The 20,533-nt window shown below is 75.1% G+C and carries 18 protein-coding genes; 8 read left to right on the top strand and 10 right to left on the bottom strand.

Annotated features, from left to right (window positions below):
* The first annotated feature begins 74 nt into the window (after positions 1–74).
* Complete coding sequence (locus tag ABEB06_RS34950) at positions 75–443, top strand: avidin-fold protein (protein WP_345700943.1); 369 nt, start codon at positions 75–77, stop codon at positions 441–443.
* Between the two features lie 213 nt (positions 444–656).
* Here the strand turns inward: ABEB06_RS34950 and ABEB06_RS34945 are convergent, their stop codons facing one another.
* Positions 657–1,406 carry a LysM peptidoglycan-binding domain-containing protein gene (locus ABEB06_RS34945; RefSeq protein ID WP_345700942.1) on the bottom strand — a complete coding sequence of 250 codons (750 nt, stop codon included), beginning with the start codon at positions 1,404–1,406 and terminating at the stop codon, positions 657–659.
* Between the two features lie 500 nt (positions 1,407–1,906).
* Entirely contained in the window at positions 1,907–2,545 is a 639-nt protein-coding gene (locus tag ABEB06_RS34940) for a LysE family transporter (RefSeq protein WP_345700941.1), read from the bottom strand.
* 177 nt (positions 2,546–2,722) lie between these two features.
* On the opposite strand from ABEB06_RS34940, the gene ABEB06_RS34935 reads away from it, so the two are divergent.
* Complete coding sequence (locus ABEB06_RS34935) at positions 2,723–4,336, top strand: sigma-70 family RNA polymerase sigma factor (protein ID WP_345700940.1); 1,614 nt, start codon at positions 2,723–2,725, stop codon at positions 4,334–4,336.
* Positions 4,337–4,352: 16 nt separating this feature from the next.
* Here the strand turns inward: ABEB06_RS34935 and ABEB06_RS34930 are convergent, their stop codons facing one another.
* A complete protein-coding gene (locus ABEB06_RS34930; protein WP_345700939.1) occupies positions 4,353–4,766 on the bottom strand; it encodes an STAS domain-containing protein in 414 nt (137 codons plus the stop codon).
* Between the two features lie 389 nt (positions 4,767–5,155).
* Here ABEB06_RS34930 and ABEB06_RS34925 point away from each other — a divergent pair, with 389 nt between their 5' ends.
* Positions 5,156–5,980, top strand: a complete 825-nt coding sequence (locus ABEB06_RS34925) for a VOC family protein (RefSeq protein WP_345700938.1) — start codon at positions 5,156–5,158, stop codon at positions 5,978–5,980.
* A gap of 7 nt (positions 5,981–5,987) precedes the next feature.
* Here the strand turns inward: ABEB06_RS34925 and ABEB06_RS34920 are convergent, their stop codons facing one another.
* Together ABEB06_RS34920 and ABEB06_RS34915 are read right to left on the bottom strand one after the other, a co-directional pair.
* Positions 5,988–6,491, bottom strand: coding sequence for a DinB family protein (locus ABEB06_RS34920; RefSeq protein WP_345700937.1), 504 nt, complete (start codon positions 6,489–6,491; stop codon positions 5,988–5,990).
* 55 nt (positions 6,492–6,546) lie between these two features.
* Positions 6,547–7,002 (bottom strand): protein-tyrosine phosphatase family protein, encoded by a 456-nt coding sequence (locus ABEB06_RS34915; protein WP_345700936.1) that lies wholly within the window; start codon positions 7,000–7,002, stop codon positions 6,547–6,549.
* 82 nt (positions 7,003–7,084) lie between these two features.
* On the opposite strand from ABEB06_RS34915, the gene ABEB06_RS34910 reads away from it, so the two are divergent.
* The gene (locus ABEB06_RS34910) at positions 7,085–7,654 is read left to right on the top strand and encodes a dihydrofolate reductase family protein (RefSeq protein WP_345700935.1); all 570 of its coding nucleotides are present in this window, start codon (positions 7,085–7,087) and stop codon (positions 7,652–7,654) included.
* 34 nt (positions 7,655–7,688) lie between these two features.
* On the opposite strand, the gene ABEB06_RS34905 is transcribed toward ABEB06_RS34910, so the two are convergent.
* On the bottom strand, positions 7,689–8,675 hold the full coding sequence (locus tag ABEB06_RS34905) for an aldo/keto reductase (RefSeq protein ID WP_345700934.1): 987 nt from the start codon (positions 8,673–8,675) through the stop codon (positions 7,689–7,691).
* Positions 8,676–8,945: 270 nt separating this feature from the next.
* Between ABEB06_RS34905 and ABEB06_RS34900 the strand changes: the two genes are divergently transcribed.
* Positions 8,946–9,596 (top strand): tetratricopeptide repeat protein, encoded by a 651-nt coding sequence (locus tag ABEB06_RS34900; protein WP_345700933.1) that lies wholly within the window; start codon positions 8,946–8,948, stop codon positions 9,594–9,596.
* Positions 9,597–9,644: 48 nt separating this feature from the next.
* Here ABEB06_RS34900 and ABEB06_RS34895 read toward each other — a convergent pair whose 3' ends face one another.
* Entirely contained in the window at positions 9,645–12,548 is a 2,904-nt protein-coding gene (locus tag ABEB06_RS34895; protein WP_345700932.1) for an SCO7613 C-terminal domain-containing membrane protein, read from the bottom strand.
* A gap of 61 nt (positions 12,549–12,609) precedes the next feature.
* The gene (locus tag ABEB06_RS34890) at positions 12,610–13,863 is read right to left on the bottom strand and encodes a YncE family protein (protein WP_345700931.1); all 1,254 of its coding nucleotides are present in this window, start codon (positions 13,861–13,863) and stop codon (positions 12,610–12,612) included.
* Positions 13,864–14,009: 146 nt separating this feature from the next.
* On the opposite strand from ABEB06_RS34890, the gene ABEB06_RS34885 reads away from it, so the two are divergent.
* On the top strand, positions 14,010–14,639 hold the full coding sequence (locus ABEB06_RS34885; RefSeq protein ID WP_345700930.1) for a TetR/AcrR family transcriptional regulator: 630 nt from the start codon (positions 14,010–14,012) through the stop codon (positions 14,637–14,639).
* A 13-nt stretch (positions 14,640–14,652) separates the two neighbouring features.
* Here ABEB06_RS34885 and ABEB06_RS34880 read toward each other — a convergent pair whose 3' ends face one another.
* Positions 14,653–15,660: an NADP-dependent oxidoreductase gene (locus ABEB06_RS34880; RefSeq protein WP_345700929.1), complete on the bottom strand. Its 1,008-nt coding sequence runs from the start codon at positions 15,658–15,660 to the stop codon at positions 14,653–14,655.
* Between the two features lie 150 nt (positions 15,661–15,810).
* Between ABEB06_RS34880 and ABEB06_RS34875 the strand changes: the two genes are divergently transcribed.
* Positions 15,811–17,385: a serine/threonine-protein kinase gene (locus ABEB06_RS34875; RefSeq protein ID WP_345700928.1), complete on the top strand. Its 1,575-nt coding sequence runs from the start codon at positions 15,811–15,813 to the stop codon at positions 17,383–17,385.
* Between the two features lie 20 nt (positions 17,386–17,405).
* Positions 17,406–18,206 (top strand): arylamine N-acetyltransferase family protein, encoded by an 801-nt coding sequence (locus tag ABEB06_RS34870; RefSeq protein ID WP_345700927.1) that lies wholly within the window; start codon positions 17,406–17,408, stop codon positions 18,204–18,206.
* A gap of 87 nt (positions 18,207–18,293) precedes the next feature.
* Here ABEB06_RS34870 and ABEB06_RS34865 read toward each other — a convergent pair whose 3' ends face one another.
* The gene (locus ABEB06_RS34865; RefSeq protein ID WP_345700926.1) at positions 18,294–20,513 is read right to left on the bottom strand and encodes an NADP-dependent isocitrate dehydrogenase; all 2,220 of its coding nucleotides are present in this window, start codon (positions 20,511–20,513) and stop codon (positions 18,294–18,296) included.
* Positions 20,514–20,533 lie beyond the last annotated feature (20 nt).

The following is a 20,533-nucleotide window of genomic DNA, read 5'->3' as shown; positions in this document are numbered from 1 at the left end:
TGCGAAAAGGCCCCACCCGGCGGGGCCTTGGCGTGATCGACTGGGCGCTCCACCTCCCCGGAAGGAGCCCCGCGATGCTGCCCTCCCTCGACGGACTGACCTTCGCCCCCACCGGCCGGGCCGAAACCGGTGAGGTCGACACGGCGACCCGGTTCGGCTACCGCGAGCAGGACGGCCGGATCTGGGCCTCGTACCGGGGCGGCGAGATCGTCCACGGCCACCTGGTCGGCACCCGGGTCGGCGACACCCTGGAGTTCCGGTACGTCCAGCTCAACCAGGCCGGGGAGACCAGCAGCGGACGCTGCGTCAGCGAACTGTCCCGGCTGGCGGACGGCCGGCTCCGGCTCGACGAGACCTGGGCCTGGGAGTCCCGCGAGGGCTCCGGCACCAGCGCGGTCGAGGAGATCCTGCCCGCCCGCCGCGAGACGCGCACCACGTACTGACCGCACCCCGCGGGCGTACCGCTCCAGCTCGGCGACCTGCCGCGACACCGCGGACCCGAGCACCTGCTCGGCGCCTGCCGGCAGACCTCGCGGAAGGGGCGGGGAGCGGCCGGTTCCGTGGCGGTCATGCCAGGCCCGGCGGTGAAACGTTTCCGGACATGCCGAAGGCCGCCCCTTCCCGACAACAAGGGGCGGCCGCGTTCCGGCGGTGCGTCAGACGCTCAGCACCTGGCCGGGGTAGATCAGGTCCGGGTTGGACCCGATGGTCTGGGCGTTCTTGGCGTACAGCGCGTCGGCGCTGGTGCCGTTGGCGCCGGCGATGGCGCTCAGGGTGTCACCGGACTTGACGGTGTAGCTGCCGGCGGCGGTGTCCTGCTCGGCGGCCTGCGGGGCCTGGGGGGCCTGCGCGCGGCTCTCGGAGCGGGAGGCCTTGGCCGAGGAGTCGGTGGTCGACGCCGAGGAGTCGGCGGTCGACGCCGAGGAGTCGGTGGTCGACTTGGTGGTGGTCGACTTGGAGGTGGCGGTGGACGAGGAGGTGTCCACGTCGGCGGCGGCGCCGCCCTTGGTCAGACCGGCCTGGACGGAGCAGACGGGCCAGGCACCCGGGCCCTGGTCGGCCAGCACCTTCTCGGCGACGGAGATCTGCTGCGCCTTGGTGGCCTGGTTGGCCTGCGGCGCGTACTGGGTGCCGCCGTAGGCGGCCCAGGTGCTGGAGGTGAACTGCAGGCCACCGTAGAAGCCGTTACCGGTGTTGATGGACCAGTCACCGGTGGACTCGCACTGCGCGACCTTGTCCCAGGTGGAGACGGGCGCGGCGGAAGCCGAGGTCGCCGCGACGAGGCCGGCCACCGGAAGGACTGCCACGGCGGTGCCGGCGACGATGGCCGCACGCAGGCGGTTGCGCTTGCGGCCGCCGTTCTCGGTGGTGGCGGTCGCGGTGGCGGTCTCGTTACGGAAGATCATGCGGTTCCTTTCGGAAGTCCCGGGGGCAGGCAGGCGGAACCAGGGCTCGGGAGAGCCCGTCCTCGCTCGTACCTGTTCGTCGCGGGCGGTCGGCCGAACCTGCCGGCCGGCCTGCGCCTCGGTCACCCCGCGTCCCTGCGGGCGGCGTGTTCGCCGCGCCGGGGAGTCTGTCCTGCTCGGGTGATCCCGGGTGGTGCGCCCTGCACCGGTTTCGAAGTTACGGGTCCTGGGCAGCCATGCCAAGCATTCACAGGTCTTCGCAGCTCAGAGCATGGTTACCGGCGGTACAGCACGCTCATCGGCAACGACCGGGCCGCATTTCACGCGGCCGGCCGCCGCGCCGAGTGACCCGCTTCACCCGGTTTCGGAGCCACTCGGACGGGTGGCGTCGACGGTCCGTGACCGCCGCCCCACGCTGCGCCCACCGTCAACCACCGCCGCTATGGGCCGGACCACACCGGCCACGGTCCGCCTCCCGGACGGCCACTCTCCGTGCCCGGTCAGCCCGGCCAGGCGAGCCGGATCGCCAGGCACGCCACCAGCCCGTAACCGGCCGCGTACGTCGCGCGCCGCACTCCCGGCCGCAGCCGGGCCCCGGCCAGCGCACCGGCCGCGGCGAGCAGCTCCTGCCACAGCAGCGAGGCCGCGAACACCGCCGCCACGTACACCGCCCCGCCCGATCCACCGGACCCGCCGCTGCCCCGGGCCGCGATCAGCGCGGTGAAGTAGAGCGCCGTCATCGGGTTCACCAGGGTGAGCAGCCCGAACCGGACGAAGGAGCGGAACGCGCCGCCCTCACCCCCGCCCGCGGCCTCCCCGGGCCCGGCCTGCGCCGACTGCGCGGCGCCGCGCAGCGAGAGCAGCCCGCGCACCGCGATCACCGCGAGCAGCACCGCCGACAGCAGCCGCACCCAGCCCTCGTACCCGGCCAGCGCCCGCGCCAGCTGCGGTCCGACCAGCACCGCCACCGCCGCGTACAGCCCGTCCACCACCGCGACCGCCGCCGCCCCGCTCGCGGCGGGCCGCCAGCCGCGCCGCCCCTCCTGGAGCAGCAGGACCCCGATCGCACCCAGGGGCATCGCCACGCCCAGGCCTGCCGCCGCGCCTTCGGCGGCCGTCGTCATCAGGGATCCCGTCATCGCGCCAGGGTGGCGCACCGACCCGGCGCGACGCACCGGGTTTTCGGTGGGCTAGGGTCCCTGGCCAGGCCGGCTCGAATTTTTCCAAACAGGTTTTCGTTATCGGAGCCGGGCCGCCGGATCTCCCAGTGCGTGAGGGCAGGACCGGACAGGCGACACACAGAGGTGGACCGCGCAGTGGAGAGCGAACGCGCAGCGGCGCTGGTCGGACAGGCACAGCTCGGCGACCGGCAGGCGACCGCCGAGCTGATCAGCGGGCACCTTCCGCTGGTGTACAACATCGTCGGGCGCGCCCTCTCCGGGCACCCGGACACCGACGACGTGGTGCAGGAGACGATGCTCCGCGCGGTCGACGGGCTGCCCGGGCTGCGCGACCCGTACGGGTTCCGCTCCTGGGTGGTGGCGATCGCGATGAACCAGATCCGCCGCCGCCACCGGGACGCCCAGCCCACCCTGCCGGGCGACGACATCGACTCGGCGTACGGGATGGCCGACCCGGGCTCCGACTTCGTGGGGCTGACCATCGTCCGGCTCGGCCTGTCCGAGCAGCGCCGCGAGGTCGCCGAGGCGACCCGCTGGCTCGACCCCGGCGACCAGGACCTGCTCTCCCTGTGGTGGCAGGAGGCGGCCGGCGAGCTCAGCCGCGCCGAGCTGGCCGCCGCCCTGGAGATATCGTCCGCGCACGCCGCGGTCCGGGTGCAGCGGATGAAGACGCAGCTGGAGGCGGCCCGGGTGGTCGTCCGCGCGCTCGCCGTCAACCCGCCCTGCCCGTGGCTGGCCGAGCTGACCGCCGGCTGGGACGGCGCGCCCAGCGCGCTGTGGCGCAAGCGGATCGGCCGGCACGCGAAGGAGTGCCACGGCTGCGGGCGGATGCGCGACGGGCTGATGCCGGCCGAGGGGCTGCTGGCGGGCCTGGCGATGATCCCGATCCCGGACGCCTTCGGCCACTCCGCCTGGGCGCTCACCGCCGCCGCGGGCAGCGGCGGCGGCACGGCCGGCCTCGCCACCGGCGGCGCGGGCACGGGCACGGGCGGTGCAGGTGCGGGCGGTGCAGGTGCGGGCGCGGGCGGCTCGGGCGCGGGCGGCTCGGGCGGTGGCCACGCGCTGCGTTCGCACCGGCGGGCCGGTGGCGGCGGGCGGCGCCGGGTCGCCCCGCGCGGCCGCAAGCCGCTGGCGGTCGGCGGTGCTGCGGTGGTGGTCGTGATCGCGGGCGTCCTCACCATCGGCCGGCCCGACCCCGCCCCGGCCCAGCCGGACGCGGCCCCGCCGGCCACCACCGAGGTCGTCCCGGCCGCGGTGACCTCCCCCTCCCCCACGCCGACCCCGACGCCCTCGCCCACCCCGACCCCCACCCCCACGCCGACCCCGACGGTGGCTTCCTCCTCCCCGGCGCCCCGCACGCCCACCGCCAGTGCCCAGCAGCAGGTGCTGGACCTGGTGAACAGCGAGCGCGCCCGCAACGGCTGCGGCCCGATGCGGGTGAACGCGCAGCTCCAGCAGGCCGCGCAGCGGCACTCGGACGACATGGCGGCGCGCGACTTCTTCGACCACACCAACCCGGACGGCGTCGGCCCGCAGCAGCGGATCGACGCGACGGGCTACCGCTGGAGCCGCTGGGGCGAGAACATCGCCCGCGGCCAGCAGGGCGCCTCCTCCGTGATGACCAGTTGGATGAACAGCCCGGGCCACCGCGCCAACATCCTGAACTGCTCGTTCACCGAGATGGGCGTCGGCATCCACACCGGCAGCGGCGGCCCGTGGTGGACCCAGGACTTCGGCACCCCCCTGTAGCGCGCGGCCCGTCCGGTCACTCGGTGGCGGCCGCCGCCGTGTCCCGCTGCCGGGGCACCGCGTCCTGCGGTGCGCCCGGCACGGTGCGGGCGTCGGCGAGGGCGTCCTCCACCGACTCGTGCACGTCGAAGATCCGCTCGATCCCGAACAGCGCGAGCACCTTGCGGGTGTGCGACTCGGCCGGCGGCAGGACGAGCCGCAGTCGGCCGCCGCGCGCGGCGAGCAGCCGCCGGGTGGCGACCAGCACCGCGAAACCGGTGGAGTCGCAGAAGTCGAGTCGACCGATGTCGACGACCAGGTGCAGGCAGCCCTCGGTGACCAGCCGCTGGAGGCGCTCGCGCAGGGCGACCACCCCGGCGATGTCGATCTCCCCCGCGACCTGGACCACTGTCCAGCCGTACCGCTCCCCGTAGCTCACGCTGAGTGCCACGCCCGTGCCTTTCTGCTGCCGTACTGCGACAAAAGCGATGTTGGTCCCGGTGGAGCCGACGGAGATTCCCCCCGGTCATTTGCGGGCCATGCGGCCTCTGCCCGGCCTCGCGCCCGCCAATCGCGCCGCAGGTGACGATTTCGCGGCTGCGGGGCGGATATTCCGCGAATTCCGGGCGCGGGGTGATCCGACCCGCTACCTGTCCGCTTCCCCGGGTGTGCACCCGACACGCAGGGCGGCCGGGGATCTTCGCGATATCCGCACGCACGGCCCCGGAGATCATTCCCAGCGCGCCCGGTGATACTCCTTTCCGGAGCGCGCGGATCCACCTCCGATGAGCCAGTCTGAAATTCGGAATGGTTCGCGAAGATCCACCGGAGGGAATCGCCATGATCACCACCGAATTCGTACCCGGCTCACCCTGCTGGATCGACCTCGGCGCACCCGACCCGACCGCCGCCGCGGCCTTCTACGGTTCGGTGCTCGGCTGGAAGTACCACCCGATCGCCGCCGAGGAAGGGGCCGAGGCCGGCGAGGAGGAGGGTGCCTACGGGCTGCTGAGCTCGGAGGGCGAGGCAGTCGGTGCGATCGGGCGGCTCACCGAGGAGGGCGCCCGCTCGGCCTGGATGATCTACTTCCGCACCGACGACGTGGAGGCCACCGCCCGGGCGGTCGAGGAGGCCGGCGGCACCGTCCGCGTCCCGCCGATGGACGCCGGCGGCTGGGCGTGGATGGCGCAGTTCAGCGACCCGCTGGGCGGGCAGTTCGCCGTCTGGAAGCCGGGGAAGTCGCCCGGACTGGAGGCGGTCGACCGCCCGGGCAGCCTCAACTGGGTCGAGCTGTACACCACCGACGCGGCCGACGCCCGCGAGTTCTACCGGCGCGTCTTCGGCTGGCGCTACGACGACACGGAGCTGCCCGGCGGCGGGGGCAGCTACAGCATGATCACCCCCGCCGGGCAGCCGATGGAGCGGATGCACGGCGGCCTGATGGAGCTCCCCGCCGAGGCGCTCGTCCTCACCGGCGGACGCCCGTACTGGCACCCGATCTTCGCGGTCGCGGACTGCGACGCGGCGGTGGCCGCGAGCACGGCCGGCGGCGGTTCCGTCCAGATGGGCCCGGACGACACGCCCGGCGTCGGACGGCTCGCGGTCTGCCTCGACTCCTCCGGCGCGGACTACGTCCTGCTCACGCCGGAGGGCCGCACCGACTGACGGGCCGTCACGTGCGGTCGTGGTCGCCCGTCGCGCCGTCCAGCAGCTCGCGCATGACGTCCAGGTGGCCGGCGTGCCGGGCGGTCTCCGTGGTCATGTGGATCAGCACCCAGCGCAGCGACACCGTCTCGCCGAACCACGCGGTGCCGGTGTCCTCCAGCGCCAGCTCGGCGATCACCCGGTCCGACGCCTCGCACGCCCGCCGGTAGAACGCCAGCACGTCCTCCGTCGTCTCGTCCGGCTCGATCCGCAGGTCGGAGTCCTGGTCCGCGTCCAGGTCGAAGGGCAGCGGGCCGGTCTCCCGGCCGAACGCCTCGCTGAACCAGCCGAACTCCGCGCCGCCCAGGTGCTTCACCAGCCCGAGCAGACTGTTGCCGCCCGGCGTCATCGGGCGGCGCAGTTGCTCGTCGTCCAGCCCCTCCAACTTCCACAGCACCGCGTCCCGGTGCCGGTCCAGCGCGACGTGGAGGCTGGTCTTCTCGTCCCCGGTGAACGGCACGCGCTTCATCATGATCGCGACCCTAGCAGCGCCCACCGACACCCCCGCCGCCCCACCCGACGGCAGCTCACCGGGCAACGGTGGAGCGGGAGACGAAGCGGCGCTGCCAGGGGGTCTCGACCGCGCGCGGGTGGTAGTGGTCGCGGACGAAGCCGACGGCCGCCGCCGGGGCGACGCCGTCGAGGACGGCGAGGCAGGCGAGGGCGGTGCCGGTGCGGCCGCGTCCGCCGCCGCAGGCGACCTCGACCCGCTCGTGCTCCGCCCGGGTCCACAGCTCGCGCAGCGCGGCGGCGAAGTCGACCGGATCGGCCGGGAGCCGGAAGTCCGGCCAGCGGACCCAGCGTTGCGGCCACGCCGTCGCCGCCGGCGGCCGCCCGAGCAGGTACAGGCCCCAGGCGGGCCGGGGGCCGTCCGGGACGGGCCGCCGCAGCGCCCGTCCGCGCACCAGCCGCCCGGATGGCAGCCGCAGCACGCCCTCCGCCGCCGGATCCCAGCTCTGCCCGTCACCACCGGTCGGTCCCATGACACGCATCCTGGCACCCCGTCCACCGCCGGCCCAGCGCATACCGTGGAACGGCCACGGCCCCCATCGCGCGAGGACAGCCATGCGGAAGATCATCCTGATGATGTCGGTCTCCCTGGACGGCTACATCGAGCGCCCGGACCGCCGGATCGACTGGCACCGGGTCGACGACGAGCTCCACGGCTTCCTCAACGACGAGCTGCGCACCATGGGCGCGTTCATCCACGGCCGGGTGACGTACGACCTGATGGCCGCGTACTGGCCGACCGCCGACCAGGACCGGCAGGCCCCGCCGGCGATCGTGGACTTCGCCGGGATCTGGCGGTCGATGCCGAAGGTCGTGTACTCGCGCACGCTCGACCACGCCGACTGGAACACCACCGTCCGCCACGAGGTGGACCCGGCCGAGGTGCGGGCGATGAAGGCCGGGCCGGGCGGCGACATCGTGGTGGGCGGCGCCGACCTGGGGGCCGCGTTCCGCGAGCACGGCCTCGTCGACGCCTACCGGGTGCTGGTGCACCCGGTGCTGATCGGCCGGGGGAAGCGGCTCTTCCCGCCGACCGACCTCGAACAGCCGCTCACCCTGACCCGCAGCCGCACCTTCTCCAACGGCGTGGTCCTGCTCGACTACGTCAGGGACGACGCCGCCTGACGCCGCCTGACGCAGCGCCGGTGGCGCGCTCCGGCTACCAGCGGCCGTGCACCTGGGCGCGGATCCGCCGGTCGTACAGCTCGCGGACCGCGTCCAGCGTCGCCTCCGGCAGCGCGGGGAGGTCGGCGGCGGACGCGTTCGCGCGGGCCTGCTCGGCCGAGCGGGCGCCGGGGATCACCGAGCTGACGCCGGGCTGCTGCAGGATCCAGCGCAGCGCGGTCTGCGCCGGGGTGGCCCCGGCCGGGGCGAGCTGCGCGAACTCGACGGCGGCCTCGACACCCGTCGCGTAGTCGACGCCGGAGAAGGTCTCGCCCTGGTCGAAGGCGGAGCCGTCGCGGTTGTAGGTGCGGTGGTCGTCCTTGGGGAAGACCGTCTCCGCGGTGTACCGGCCGGACAGCAGGCCGCTGGCCAGCGGCACCCGGGCGATGATGCCGACCCCGGCGGCCTGCGCGGCGGGCAGCACCGCCTCCAGCGGCTTGAGCCGGAACGGGTTGAGGATGATCTGCACGCTCGCCACGCCCGGCCGGGCGATCGCGGTGAGCGCCTCCTCGCAGGTCTCCACGCTGACGCCGTACGCGGCGATCTTCTGCTCGGCGACCAGGGTGTCCAGCGCGTCGAACACCTCGCCGGAGGAGTACACCGGGGTCGGCGGGCAGTGCAGCTGCACCAGGTCGAGCCGGTCGGTGTCCAGGTTGCGCAGAGAACGCTCCACCCAGGGGCGGAAGTTGTCCATCACGTAGTTCTCGGGCAGCTGCGGCAGGCGGCGGCCGAGCTTGGTGGCCACGAAGATGCCGGCGCCCGCGCCGGGCCCGTGCAGGTAGCGGCCGATCAGCTGCTCGCTGCGGCCGTCGCCGTACACGTCGGCGGTGTCGAAGAAGGTCACCCCGGCCTCGACGGCGGCGTCGAGGACGGCGAGCGCGGTGCTCTCCTCCACGTCGCCCCAGTCCGCGCCGAGTTGCCACGTGCCCAGGCCGACCACCGACACCGCGCGGCCGGTCCGGCCGAGCACTCGCTGCTCCACGTCGTCTGTTCCTCTCCACCGGGTCGCCGGCCGTCCGCGGCCGGACTCGTGCCACGATAACCCGCCCGGGGCCCCGATCCCGGGACGGACCCCGCCGATCCGCTTCTCCGCCGGCCCGCCCGCCACTGACCGGGCGCCCGGCCGACCGGGTTCGCCCTGCCCGACGGCTCCCGACCCGAAGGCGCCGCGATCGACCCGCCGCCCACCACGCCGTTCAACGTGGTTGCGGTGCCGCAGACCTGACGGACAGTCGGCCCGTAGAGTGGCCCCATGACCACGGACATACGGATCGAGCGGGCCAACCACCTCTACGAGCGCGCCGTCTTCACCGGCGACACCGACGCCCTCACCGTCGCGGAGGTCGGCCTCGATGCCGCCGAGGCCGACCTCGCCCTGGCCCGCGGCCGCCTGGTGCACGCCCGCTACCTCGACGACCGGGTCGAGGACGCACGGGAGTTGGAGCTGTTCGAGCGCGCCGCCGAGCTGTACGCCGAGCTCGGCGACGCGCGCGGCGAGGGCGAGGCGCTGTTCTGGATCGGCGCCTTCCACCAGGTCGTCCGCGAGGACGGCCCGACCGCCCTGCCCGCGTTCGAACGCGCCCTGGAGCTCGCCACCAGGGCCGGCGACCGGCTGACCGTCTCCTACGTCCTGCGCCACCTCGGCTTCGCCGAGCAGTACGCCGGACGACCGGAGGCAGCCCTCCCCCTCTTCGAGGAGTCCACCCGCCTGCGCCGCGAGCTGGACTTCCGGCCGGGCGTGGCCGCCAACCTCATCGCCCTCGCGCACGTCGCCGCCGACCAGCAGCGCCCCGCCGACGCCACCGCCCTCCTCGCCGAGGCCGACGCCCTCGCCGCCGCCTGCGAGGCCCACGCCGTCCGGCGCTGGGTCACCGAAGCCCGCGAGCGCCTCGACCTGCCGTAGGCCGCCCCGGCCCGGGGCACGGCGCCCGCTCCTCGCTCCGCGCCACGGTCAGCGCAGGGTGCGGAGGGACTCCCGCAGGCGGCGGGCGTCGTGCAGGCGCTGCTCGTAGCGGGCGCCGAGGGCCAGCAGCAGGAGGCCGGCGAAGGCGAGCGGCACCCAGCGCGGCAGCAGGCCGAGAGCCTGGACGACCGTCGGCGCGAGCTCGTGCCCGGCCGTGAGCAGGGCGGTCGCGGCACCCAGCAGCAGCGGCGCCTGGAGCCGCAGCCGGACGCCGGCCACCGTGACGGCGAGCGCGCCCACGCCGAGCAGCAGCGGCCGCACCCAGTGCCCGTCCGACCAGAGCGCGAGCACGCTCGGCAGGAACGCGAGCGACAGGCCGGGGCCGTACGTCGACCAGGACGCCGCGCCCGGGTCCTGCCGGTGCCGCCGGTGGCCGATCGCGAGGGCGACGACCGCGAGCGGGAGCGTGTACGCCTCCGGCGTCCGGACGTCCCAGAGGGCGAGCCGCACCCAGGAGGAGCAGGTCAGCAGCGCCCCCGCCGCCACGGCCGCCGGCACCCGCCGGTCGGCCCGCAGCGCCACGCCGAGCGCCGTCACACCGCTCACCGCCAGCGCGAACGCCAGCACCCCCGGGCGGCTCAGGAGCAGCGGCAGCGCCACCGCCGCCAGCGCGTACCCGGCGAACTCCACCGCGAGGGACAGCGCCCCGGCCGCCCGCCCGGACACCGCCGGCTCCGCCGCCCCGGGCTGCGAGGGCGCCGCCTCCGTCCGCAGCACGGCGGCGAGCGGCGCGGACAGGACCGCCACCGCCAGGACGGCGAGCACCACGCCGGACGCCGACAGGCCGCCGACCGTGCCGACCGCGGCCGCCTCACCGCCGAGCAGCAGCACACCGGCCGCGCCCGCCGCGGACGCCACCGTCGCGCCGCGCCACGCGAGCAGCGCTGCCAGCAGCACGCACACCCCGAGCACCACGACCGTCGCCGACCGGTCCGCCGACGCCCACAGCAGTGCCGGCGCGAGCCCGCCGCACAGCGCCGCGAGGACGCCCGGCCGGGCGCCGCGCAGCACCAGCGCCGCGGTGGCGAGCACCCCGAGCACCAGGGGCACCGCGACCGCGACGCCGTACGTCGCGCCGGCCGCCACCGGCAGCAGCGCCACCGTCACCACGCCGATCGCGGACGCCGCCGCCTCGGTGCCGAGGGGCCGCAGTCCGTGCGCGAGCACCACCGCGCCGGCGCACAGCGCCAGTCCGACCAGCGGCGCGGCGCCCAGCTCCCACGTCCAGCCGGGCGAGGGGGCACCGGCCCAGGCCGCGTCGGCGTGCGCCACGGGTTCCGTGATCGCCCGGAGCAGCGCGGGAACGGCCGCGAGCGTGGTCAGCAGCACCGCACCGCCGCCCGCCGCGGCCAGCCCGAGGGCGGTCTTGGCCCGTCGTGCGCCGACCGGCGTGCGGCGCAGGACGCTCACGGCGGCGAGCAGCAGCAGCGCCGGCGCCTCGTACGCGACGGCCGTCCAGTCCGTGCCCGCCAGGTGCCGCAGGACGCCGCCGAGGGCGACGACCAGGGCGGCCCCGGCCGCGGCGGCCGGGAGCGGCCGGACCGACGACGGCAGCGCGGCCTGCCCGGCGAGCACCAGCCCGAGCAGCGCCAGCCCGCCGAGCGGCAGCACCGCCCACGCGGCCTCCCCCGCACCGCCCGCCGCCGCGGAGCCGGCCCCGGCGAGCAGCCCGCCGGCCGCCGCCCACAGCGCGGCGAACCCCGCCACGCACTGCCACAGCACGGCCCGGCCGTCCCGCACCGGCCGCAGACCCACCGCGCCCGCCACCGGCCACGCCCCGCCGGGCCCGCCCGGGAAGGCACCCGTCGGCCACGCCCCGGCGGCACCGCCCGGCAGGCCCGTGCCCGCCGCCGACGGCGCGGCGCCCGCGGACGCCTGCGCCCCACCGGCACTCGCACCGTTCGAAGAACTGGTTGTAGTACTGGCCGCAGCACCCGGCAGCCCCGCGCCGCCGCCGGTCGGTCCGTCGCCCGCCGGCGTGCCGGCCTCCGCCGGAGCGACGGCCGCCGGGGCCGGTCGCGCCGGCCGCGCGGTCCGGCGGGCGACGCCGAGCAGGAGCACGTCGACCGCGGTCGCACCGACCATCGCCGCCGCGTACGCCTGCACGGCCACCACCTCCGCCGCGACGAGCGCGAGCAGGACGGGGATCCGCGTCATCAGGAAGCCGACCACCAATGGGAAGCGCAGGCTCAGCGCCCGTCCGTACCCGAGTGCGCCCGCCGCGACGACGCCGGTGACGACCGCCCAGTAGGCCGCGCCGTCGCCGCCGTCGAGCCCGGCCAGGCCGGCGGCGCGGGCCGCGTACCCGTCGAGCAGGACGAGGCCGAGGCCGATGCCTGCGGCCGCCTCGGCGGTGGCGGTGAGGCCGCGCCGCAGGAGCGGCCTCGGGACGGCGAGCGCGAGCGCGGTGAGCGCGAGCAGCACGGCCGCGCGCCCGCCGATCCCGAGGTAGCCCCAGCTGACCACGGTGAAGACCAGGGCGGCGACGCTGACCAGCAGGCCGCCGAGGACGAGCAGCACGGTCTGGGCCGACCGCCCCGACACCTCCGCCCGGCCGTCGCCGGCCTGCTGACCGGCACCGGCGGCCCACCCCGGACCTACCGGCCCACCGGCACCACCCGGGCCGGCCGCCCACCCCGCACCGGCCGGAGCTCCGCCCCACGCCGCGCCCGCGGGGCGGTCCCGCAGGGCCCGCAGCCGGGCCAGCAGTCCTTCCCGCTGGGCGAGCAGCGCGGCGCGCTGCTGCTCGACCATGCCGAGCGCGACCTCGATCTGCCAGAGTGCTCCGGCGTCGGGGCCGGTGAGCGGCAGGCGGCAGTGCGGGCAGGCGGTGTGTGCGCCGGGGCCGAGGGCGGTGCGGCAGTCGGGGCAGAGCGGCACGGGGCTGGTCATGCCGAGAGTGTGGCGGTCCAGGCGGCCGCCGTACATGAGTACGGCTACTCAACCTCGCGGATCACCGTGCGGCCGGGCCGGTCCAACCCGCCGGGACGTGGCCGAGCCGGACGCGCTGCGGGTGGTCGCCGACGGCGACGCTCGCGGTCGGCTGCCCGGTGGCGAAGTCGATGGCGGTGACCCGGTCGGCGCCGCTCTCGGAGATGACGCAGGACTTGCCGTCGCCGCTGACGGTGGCCCAGTAGGGCTTCTGGGCGGGGACGAGCGGGCCCTCGGTGAGGGTGGCGCGGTCGACGACGGTCGCGTAGTCGTCCATGGTGCCGGCGACGCACAGCTTGCTGCCGTCGGGGCTCGTGGAGAGGCCGTGGTGGCGGGAGTCGTTGACCCAGGTGGTGCGGTCCTCGCTGGTGGCGGGGTTCTTGGGCAGGGTCTTGACCCGGGTGATCCGGTCGGCGGCGACGTCGTACTCGACCAGGCCGTTGAAGAAGGAGACCTGGAAGTAGAGCTGCCGCCCGTCGGGGCTGAACGCGGCGGGGCGGACGGCGTCGGAGAGGTCGGAGCGGCCGAAGGCGTCGAGGCGCTCGCGCATGTCGACGGTGCGGATCGGCGCGTAGGTGTCGGCGTCGACGACGGTGATGTGCCGGTCGCCCTTGGTCCAGTCGAGCCAGGGGGCGTCGAGCGCGGTGGTGACCTCGCCGATGGACATGTTCCACAGCTGGTGGCCGCCGTCGGTGAAGAGGTTCTCGTGCGGCTTGTCGCCGGTGGCGAACGAGCCGAGCTGCCGTCCGGTGCGCACGTCGAGGACGTGCACGGTGTTGGCGGTGGAGGCGGAGACCGCGACGCGCGTGCCGTCGGGCGAGAGCGCCATGTGGTCGGCGCGGTAACCGGCGACCGGGAAGCGCCAGTTGATCCGCCCGGTGGCGATGTCGACGGAGACCACGTCGGCGAAGCTGGGGCGGGAGACGACCACGGCGGTGCCGTCGGGCGTGGAGTACATGTCGTCGACGAACTGGTCGTGGCCCTCGCCGGGGCCGAGCCGGACGCCGAGGAAGTACGCGAGCTTGACCGGGTTGAGGTAGATCTCGGTGAGCCGCTGGTCGCGGTCGGGGACGACGTCGATCCGGCCGATCCGGGCGAGGTCGCCGCCGGAGCGGATCACGTCGGCGGTGCCGTCCCAGTTGTTGCCGACGAACATCACCTCGCGGAGGTCCGCGGGTGCGGCGACGGCCGTGGGGGCGGCGGTGAGCGGGGCGAGCGTCAGGGCGGCGGCCAGGCCGCACACCGCCCGGAGGCGCAGAGAGCGGGAAAGGGCCATCGCCAACTCCTCGGCAGCGAGCACGAATTCTGAAACGAACGGTAGTCAGATTTGGCGCTACTCGACGGTAGGGACCGGCCCCGTCCGCTGGCAAGACCCCGGTCCGCCACAATTCACCGACGGCACACGAGGAGCGGGGACAGCACGTGGCGCGACCGGACAGGCAGTACGGCGGGCGGACGGCCGAGGCGCGCCGGGCGGAGCGGCGCGAGCGCTTCCTCGCGGCGGCGCTCGACCAGTTCGGCAGCCGGCCCGGCTACCGGGCGGCGTCGGTGGCGGGCCTGTGCGAGGCGGCCGGCCTGTCGACCCGCCAGTTCTACGAGGAGTTCCGCAACCTGGAGGACGTCCTCGCCCGGCTGCACCTGCGGGTCAACGACCTCGCCGAGCAGGCCGTCCTGAACGCCCTGCCGGCGGTCGCCGGGCTGCCGTTCGAGCAGCGGATCGCCGCGGTCCTGCGCGCGTACGTCACGGCGGCCACCGAGGACCCGCGGCGGCTGCGCATCGCGTTCGTCGAGATCGTCGGCGTGAGCGAGGCGCTGGAGACCCAGCGGCTGGACCGCCGGGCCCGCTGGGTGGCCCTGCTCACCGCCGAGGCGGACGCCGCCGCCGAACGCGGCGAGGCGGCGACCCGCGACTACCGGATCGCCGCCACCGCCTTCATCGGCGCCGTCAACGGCCTGCTCCACGACTGGACGGCGGGCCGCGTCACCGCCACCCTCGACGAGGTGGTCGCCGAGCTCACCGCACTGCTGAGGGGCGCCTCCCGCCCCGGGTAGGCGCGTGCCGGCCCTACTGGAGTTCGAGCACCAGCTTGCCGGTGTTCTCGCCGCGGAAGAGCATCTGCAGGGTGGCGGGGAAGTCCTCGACCCCGCCGCGGACGACGTGCTCCTTGACCTTGATCCGGCCCTCGCCGATCCAGCCGGCCAGCTCCAGCGCGGCCTCGCCGTAGCGCTTGGCGTAGTCGAAGACCACGAAGCCCTCCATCCGGGCCCGGCGCACCAGCAGGCTCAGGTAGTTGGACGGGCCCTGCACGCCGGACTCGCTGTTGTACTGGCTGATCGCGCCGCAGACCACCACCCGGGCGCGCATCGCGAGCCGGGTGAGCGCGGCGTCGAGGATGTCGCCGCCGACGTTGTCGAAGTAGACGTCGATCCCGTCGGGGGCGTGCTCGCGCAGCGCCTTGCGGACGTCCTCGGAGCGGTAGTCGATCGCCGCGTCGAAGCCCAGCTCCTCGGTGAGCATCGCGCACTTGTCGGCGCCGCCGGCGATCCCGACCACCCGGCAGCCCTTCACCTTGGCGATCTGCCCGACGATGGTGCCGACCGCGCCGGCGGCGCCGGAGACCACGACGGTCTCGCCCTCCTGGAGCGCGCCGACGTCCAGCAGGCCGAAGTACGCGGTCATGCCGGGCATGCCGAGCGCGCCGAGGTAGGTGGAGAGCGGGGCGAGGGCCGGGTCGACCTTGAGCGTGCCCCGGCCGTCGGAGACGGCGTGCTCCTGGACGCCGAAGGTGCCGACCACGAAGTCGCCGGGCTGGTACCCGGGGTGCCGCGACGCGGTCACCTCGATCACCGAGCCGGCCCGCATCACCTCGCCGAGGCCGACCGGCGGCAGGTAGGAGGGCCGGTCGTCCAGCCAGCCGCGCATCGCCGGGTCGAGCGAGACGTAGCGGGTGCGCCCGGCGAACTCGCCCTCGCCCGGCTCCCGCACGGGCTCCTCGGCGAGGCTCCAGTCCTCGGACTTGACCTCCCCGACCGGGCGGGCGGCGAGGCGGATCTGGCGGTTGGTGCCCGGCATGGAGGTCTCCTGACGTCGACGAGGGGTGGCAGCCCTGAGCCCGAGCATCATAAGCAAGCGCTTAGTCATCTGACCAGGCCGCACCGCTGTCCCCGGCTACCGGTACCGTCTCGGTGCGAGGGGACAGGTCGGAGTGGGGGGTGTGGGGGCATGGAGGCACTGGAGCCGGGCGACCCTCGCCGGGTCGGCGAGTACCGGCTGCTGCGGCGGCTGGGCGCGGGCGGCATGGGCGAGGTCTACCTGGGCCGCAGTCCGGGCGGGCGCACCGTCGCGGTGAAGCTGGTCCGCGGCGAGTACGCGGCCGACCGGGAGTTCCGCAGCCGGTTCCGGCAGGAGGTCGAGGCCGCCCGCCGGGTCGGCGGGCAGTGGACGGCGCCGGTGCTGGACGCCGACACCGAGGGCGAGCACCCCTGGGTGGCGACCGGGTACGTCGCCGGGCCCCCGCTGGGCGAGGCGGTCCGCGAGTTCGGCCCGCTGCCGCCCGCCGTGGTCCGGGCGCTCGGCGCGGGCCTGGCCGAGACCCTGGAGCACGTCCACGGCACCGGCCTGGTCCACCGGGACATCAAGCCGTCCAACATCCTGCTCGCCCTCGACGGGCCGCGCCTGATCGACTTCGGCATCGCCCGCGCGCTCGACGCGGCCACCGCCCTGACCCGCTCCGGGTACGTGGTCGGCTCGCCCGGCTACATGTCCCCCGAGCAGGCGGGCGGCCGCCCCGCCGGGCCGCCCGGCGACGTCTTCTCGCTCGGCGCCGCCCTCGCGTACGCCGCGACCGGCATCGCCCCGTTCGGCGAGGGCGTCAGCGCCGCCGTCCTGCTCTACCGGGTCCTGCACGAGGCCCCGGACCTCTCCGGGCTCGACGGGGAGCTGCGCGCGGTCATCCTCGACTGCCTCGCCAAGGACCCGGACGACCGGCCCGTCCCGGCCGAGCTGCGCCGCCGCCTGACCACCGCCGGCCCGGGCACCGTCCGGCTCGGCCAGCGCGGCTGGCTGCCGTCGGCCGTCTCCGAGTCGGTCGGCCGCCTCGCCGTCGAGCTCCTCGCCCTGGACACCGAACCGGCGCCCGCCGACGCCGTCCCGGCCCACCCGCCGACCGTCACCGACGGCGCGGCCGCCGTCGAACAGCCGCCGGGCGAGCAGCCGGTGGTGCTCGGCGCGCCGACCGCGCCGCACGGGCCGTCCGGGCGCCGGGCCCTGCCGATCGTCCTCGCCGCGGCCGCGGCGGTGGCCGCGACCGCCGGCGGGGTCACGCTCTGGCTCACCCGCGACACCGGCACCGCGGGCGACGGCGGGCGCACGGCCGCCGTGCCGCCCGCCTCCCCCAGCCCGTCGCCCTCACCGTCCCCCAGCCCCTCGCCCTCACCCAGCCCCTCCCCCACCAGCCTGGTGCCGGCCGCCTTCCTGGGCGTCTGGCAGGGCGACGTCCACCAGGTCGACCGGGACAACCAGGGCAAGTACCGGATCCAGTTCTCCCCCGGCAACCCGGGCGCCAACGTCGGCCGCGCCTCCACCACCTGGGAGTCCACCGGCGTCCCCTGCGCCGCCGTGGACGAGCTCGCCTCGGTGAGCGGCAACACGGTCACCGTCCTGGAGACCACCACCTCGGTCAGCGCGAGCTGCGCCGGCGACGTGGCCCTGAAGATCGTCTTCACCCTCACCGAGGACGGCCACCTGATCGCCCGGCAGGACGGGTTCGTCGACGTCCAGCTCTCCCGCCAGCAGTGACCGCCGCTAGGGTTGGCGGGGTGGACAGCCCCCTCGGCCCGGACCGGGTCGACGCCTACCTGCGGCGGATCGGCGCGGCCCGCCCCGCGCGGGCCGACGCGGACGCCCTCGCCCGGCTCCAGCACGCCCACCTGACCAGCGTCCCCTTCGAGAACCTCGCCATCCACCTCGGCGAGCCGATCGACCTCGACCGGGACGCGCTGCTCGGCAAGCTGCTGGACCGCCGCCGCGGCGGTTTCTGCTACGAACTCAACGGCGCTTTCGCCGAGTTGCTGCGCGCACTCGGCTACCGGGTGTCCCTGCTCGGTGCCCGGGTGTTCGGCGACGGCCGGCTCGGCCCGCCCTTCGACCATCTCGCCCTGCGGGTCGACCTCGACGAGCCGTGGCTGGTCGACGTCGGCTTCGGCCGCTTCAGCACCCGCCCGCTGCGCCTCGACGAACGCGGCGTCCAGCACGACCCGGCCGGTGGGTTCACCGTCACCGGGCACGGCCCCGACCTGGACGTCGCCCTCGGCGGCGAGCCCCAGTACCGCCTCGACCAGCGCCCGTACGAGCTCGCCGACTTCGCCCCCACCTGCTGGTGGCAGGCGACCTCGCCGGCGTCGCACTTCACCCGCTCCACCACCTGTTCCCTGCTCACCCCGGACGGCGGCCGGACCACCCTGAGCGGCCTGCGCCTGATCCGCACCGCCCCGGACGGCGCCCGCGAGGTCCACCGCCTCACCGGCCCCGAAGCCCTCGCCGCCTACCGCGACCACTTCGGCATCACCCTCGACCGCCTCCCCGCCGACCCCGCCGCGCAGCCCGCCCCGGCGCCGTGACCGGCGGTCCGGGCACCCGCGGGTGCCCGGACGGGCGGAAGGCCCCGCAGCCGGGGCTGCGGGGCCTTCGCGTCGGTCGCCCGGGTGTCAGGCGAGGGAGGCCAGGGCCTCGTTGAAGGTGGCGGACGGGCGCATCACGGCCGCGGCCTTGGCCGGGTCGGGCTGGTAGTAGCCACCGAGCTCGACCGGGGAGCCCTGGACGGCGATCAGCTCGGAGACGATGGTCTCCTCCTGCTCGGTCAGGGTCTTGGCGAGCGGGGCGAAGGCCTCGGCGAGCTGGGCGTCGTCGGTCTGCTTGGCCAGCTCCTGGGCCCAGTAGGTGGCCAGGTAGAAGTGGCTGCCGCGGTTGTCGATGCCGCCGAGGCGGCGGCTCGGCGACTTGTCCTCGTTGAGGAAGGTGCCGGTGGCGCGGTCGAGGGTGTCGGCCAGGACCTTGGCGCGCGGGTTGTCGGCGACCTGGGCGAGGTGCTCGAAGCTGGCGGCCAGGGCGAAGAACTCGCCGAGGCTGTCCCAGCGCAGGTAGTTCTCCTTGACCAGCTGCTGGACGTGCTTCGGGGCGGAGCCGCCGGCGCCGGTCTCGAACAGGCCGCCGCCGTTCATCAGCGGGACGACCGAGAGCATCTTGGCGCTGGTGCCGAGCTCCAGGATCGGGAACAGGTCGGTCAGGTAGTCGCGGAGCACGTTGCCGGTGACCGAGATGGTGTCCTCGCCGCGGCGGATGCGCTCCAGCGAGAAGGCGGTGGCCTCCACCGGGGAGAGGATCTCGATCTGCAGGCCCTCGGTGTCGTGCTGCGGCAGGTACTCGTTGACCTTGCCGATGAGCACGGCGTCGTGGGCGCGCTCGGCGTCGAGCCAGAAGACGGCCGGGGAGCCGGTGGCGCGGGCGCGGGAGACGGCGAGCTTGACCCAGTCCTGGATCGGCGCGTCCTTGGTCTGGCAGGAGCGGAAGATGTCGCCGGCCTGGACGACCTGCTCCAGCACGGTCTCGCCGTTGGCGTCCACCAGGCGGACGGTGCCGGCGGAGGCGATCTCGAAGGTCTTGTCGTGGGAGCCGTACTCCTCGGCCGCCTGGGCCATCAGGCCGACGTTCGGCACCGAGCCCATGGTGGCCGGGTCGAACGCGCCGTGGGCGCGGCAGTCGTCGATGACGGTCTGGTAGACGCCCGCGTAGCTGCTGTCCGGGAGGACAGCGAGGGTGTCGGCCTCCTGGCCGTCCGGGCCCCACATGTGGCCGGAGGTGCGGATCATGGCCGGCATCGAGGCGTCCACGATGACGTCGCTCGGCACGTGCAGGTTGGTGATGCCCTTGTCGGAGTCGACCATGGCGAGCTCCGGGCCGGCGGCGATCTCGGCGTCGAAGGAGGCCTTGATCTCCGCGCCCTGCGGGAGCGCGTCCAGGCCGGCCAGGATCGAGCCGAGGCCGTTGTTCGGGGTCAGGCCGGCGGCGGCCAGCACCTCGCCGTACTGGGCGAAGGTCTGCGGGAAGAAGGCGCGCACGACGTGGCCGAAGATGATGGGGTCGGAGACCTTCATCATGGTGGCCTTGAGGTGCACCGAGAACAGCACGCCGTCGGCCTTGGCCTTGGCGACCTGGGCGGCGAGGAACTCGCGCAGCGCGGCGACGCGCATCACGGAGGCGTCGACGACCTCGCCGACCTGGACCGGGACGGTCTCGCGCAGCACGGTGACGGTGCCGTCGGCGGCGACGTGCTCGATGCGCAGCGCGCCGGCCTCGGCGATGACGGCGGACTTCTCGGTGGAGCGGAAGTCGTTGACGCCCATGGTGGCGACGTTGGTCTTGGAGTCGGCCGACCAGGCGCCCATCCGGTGCGGGTGGGTCTTGGCGTAGTTCTTGACCGACAGCGGCGCGCGGCGGTCGGAGTTGCCCTCGCGCAGGACCGGGTTGACGGCGCTGCCCTTGACCTTGTCGTAGCGGGCGCGGGTGTCGCGCTCCTCGTCGGTCTTCGGCTCGTCCGGGTAGTCCGGCAGGGCGTAGCCCTGGGACTGCAGCTCGGCGATGGCGGCCTTGAGCTGCGGGATGGAGGCCGAGATGTTCGGCAGCTTGATGATGTTGGCGGCCGGGGTCTTGGCCAGCTCGCCGAGCTCGGCGAGGGCGTCGGCGATCCGCTGGCCCTCCTCCAGACGCTCCGGGAAGCTCGCGATGATGCGCCCGGCCAGCGAGATGTCGCGGGTCTCCACACTGACGCCCGCGGTCGCGGCGTAGGCCTGCACGACCGGCAGGAACGAATACGTCGCCAGGGCCGGGGCCTCGTCGGTGTGGGTGTAGATGATGGTCGAGTCTGTCACCGGTACTCCGCTTCCACGTC

The organism is Kitasatospora terrestris, assembly GCF_039542905.1.
Taxonomy (GTDB): domain Bacteria; phylum Actinomycetota; class Actinomycetes; order Streptomycetales; family Streptomycetaceae; genus Kitasatospora; species Kitasatospora terrestris.
The sequence above is the reverse complement of the archived record's forward strand: the minus strand, read 5'-3'. Positions and strand labels throughout refer to the sequence as shown.